Genomic DNA, 2,401 nt, shown 5'->3' with positions numbered 1-2,401 from the left:
CAGCGACAAGAACAAGACCACCGGGTAGAACATCACCAGGACCCACCACCTGCGGAATTACTTGAGCGCAGGCCCCGGGAATAACTTGAGCGTTCACACGTGCTACGTTGATCCGGTCACGCACCACGGGGAGAGGTCATGCCGACCGAGTCGACGCTGTTGAGAGTGCTGCTGCGGCAGCGGCACATGCAGGGGTACTTGACTTTCCGCAAGGAGTACGACCGCGTCGCGAAGCAGCTGGACGGCGATCTCGTGGGCCAGTGGCCGAGCAAGGCTCAGTTCTATCGATGGATGTCCGGCGACCTGCTGGGCCTGCCGTACGCGGACCATTGCCGCATTCTGGAGAAGATGTTTCCTGGTTGGACCGCACAACAACTCTTGGCCCCGCACGAGGGCGACGGGGAAAGCCTCGTGACCCCGCAGCAGCGCACCGCCAGTGACGCACCCGCACCGCGTCCAGTTCAGCTACCCCAGCAAGCCCGCCTCGCTGACATCACCGCTGCCTATGCGACGCGAACTGAGTTCCTGCACAACATCACTCCACGAACCCTGTTCGACGGCGCGAAGCAGATCAGCATGGCCGGCCTGTCGCTCAACATGCTGTGTCAGCAGTACTCGGACAGAAGCCTGCTGGACGCGATCGAGGGTGGAACGGTCATCCGCGCGTTGTTCCTCGACCCGAGCGGGATCTACAGCACCTTTCGCGAGCGCGAAGAGGGGTTGCCCGAGGGGCACCTCAGCACGCTCACGCGCTTGAACATCGAAGCTCTCCGCCGAGTTGGTTCGAAGGCGTCGCCGAGCGCCGAGGGATCGTTGGACATCCGCGTCTACGACGAGCCGATTCGCTACAACATCACGATCGTCAACCAGTCCAAGTGCGTTGTGCAGCCTTACTTGCCGGACGCCCGAGGTGTCGAGTCGCCCACGCTCGTGATCGAGAAGGACGAGACCATGCCCGGTCTCTACACGACGTTCGCCCAGGTATTCGAGTCCATGTGGGACCGTGCAAGGGAGGTTGCTTGATGTACCAGCTCGACCACCTGGCGGACGTGGCCAGGAAGGCCGTCCGCATCGGTCATGAGCTGATCAAGACCGCGCGCCCGGAGACGGTTACCGAGAAGACTGACCGCGACACGTTCACCGACGTGGACGTGAGGATCGAGCACGAAATCCGTGCTTACCTTGCCGAGGCGACCCCTGATATCGGTTTCGTCGGTGAGGAAGAAGGCCGCAGCGATGCCGCAGCTGACAGCGCGTACGTATGGGGACTCGATCCGATCGACGGAACGGCGAACTTCGTCCACGGTGTACCACTCTGCGGCGTGTCTCTTGCTCTGATGCAGGGTGACCGTACGATCGCTGCCGCAGTTTCGTTGCCATACTTGGAACTTCACTACTCCGCTGTTGCTGGAGGGGGCGCTTTCGTCAACGGGAAGAAGCTGTCTGCAAGCGGGACAACGGAGCTGTCCAAGTCCATTGTGGCTATTGGTGACTACGCGTTGGGGGAGGATGCGGCCGAGAAGAACCGTCAGCGGATCACGCTCACGGCCGAGCTTGCCGCGCAGATAGAGCGCGTACGCATGTTTGGGTCCGCAGCCCATGACCTTGTCTGGTTGGCGGAGGGCCGTGTGGACGGTGCGATCGTCATGTCTAACAAGACTCTCGACCTTGCCGCAGGCATCCTCATTGCGCGCGAGGCTGGAGCACTTGTTCTGGACAGCTCAGGCGCGGATCACACGCATGCGTCAACGCACACCATTGCAGCCACACCAGGCATCGCCAGCCAACTTCTGTCGCTTGTTCAATCAGTCGTTTAGCGTGCTGGTGGAACCAGGCTTATCGCCGCGAAACCATCACCAGGACGGGCCACAGCAGTAACGCGTAGCTGATGGCGTTGATCGGCAGCTCAAACAGATCGTTGATCTGTCCATGCAAGGCTGGGTCACTGGCGAGGAGCATCGCGGAGGCTTCAAGCGAAATCACGAGTACAAAGAGCATGCCGGCCGCGCGCACCAGACTCTTGCCGCTGCCAGTATTCCGCATAGCGGTCTCTGCAAGCTGTTGCTGAAGGGCATTGACACTCGCCGCAAGTTCCGAGACGACCTCTGCTAGCCGTCGGGCTTCAGCGTCTTGATCCGCTCGGGCGCCTTGCCGGTTGTGTGCTTCAGCCTCAACGACTACAAGCGTCTCCGGATGCCTTGGCGTTTGGTGGCGCTGCACGACACCTGACGTTGTGGCTGGCAAACTTGTAGTGCTGACAGAGAACAGAGCCGCGAACGTATCTCTCCTAGAGTCCACTTGCTTCATCCAGGCTGCGACCTTGGACTGCTCTACAGCGAGGCCACCGAAGCCCTTGTCGAACTCGCCGACGACAGCGTCGAAGCTCTTCTGCCCTACGTTG

Annotated in this window: 3 protein-coding genes; 2 read left to right on the top strand and 1 reads right to left on the bottom strand. The window is 61.0% G+C overall.

Annotated elements, in window-relative coordinates; translation table 11 throughout:
- The first annotated feature begins 138 nt into the window (after nucleotides 1-138).
- Nucleotides 139-1,023 (top strand): DUF5919 domain-containing protein, encoded by an 885-nt coding sequence (locus IG04_RS0141635; RefSeq protein ID WP_030482264.1) that lies wholly within the window; start codon nucleotides 139-141, stop codon nucleotides 1,021-1,023.
- Nucleotides 1,023-1,817 (top strand): inositol monophosphatase family protein, encoded by a 795-nt coding sequence (locus tag IG04_RS0141630; RefSeq protein ID WP_030482263.1) that lies wholly within the window; start codon nucleotides 1,023-1,025, stop codon nucleotides 1,815-1,817. The genes IG04_RS0141635 and IG04_RS0141630 overlap by 1 nt, the downstream gene beginning before the upstream one ends.
- A 19-nt stretch (nucleotides 1,818-1,836) precedes the next feature.
- Here IG04_RS0141630 and IG04_RS47495 read toward each other — a convergent pair.
- A partial coding sequence (locus IG04_RS47495) for a hypothetical protein (RefSeq protein ID WP_036017037.1) occupies nucleotides 1,837-2,401 on the bottom strand: 565 nt, incomplete at its 5' end.

Source organism: Lentzea albidocapillata (genome assembly GCF_000719115.1).
GTDB lineage: Bacteria > Actinomycetota > Actinomycetes > Mycobacteriales > Pseudonocardiaceae > Lentzea > Lentzea albidocapillata.
Note: the sequence above shows the minus strand (reverse complement) of the source record. Positions and strands in the feature narration are given on the sequence as shown.

What these genes read in the sequence shown, in the direction of transcription:
- IG04_RS0141630 (WP_030482263.1), top strand. Translation starts at nt 1,023, where the DNA reads ATGTACCAGCTCGACCACCTGGCGGACGTGGCCAGGAAGGCCGTCCGC.
- IG04_RS0141635 (WP_030482264.1), top strand. Translation starts at nt 139, where the DNA reads ATGCCGACCGAGTCGACGCTGTTGAGAGTGCTGCTGCGGCAGCGGCAC.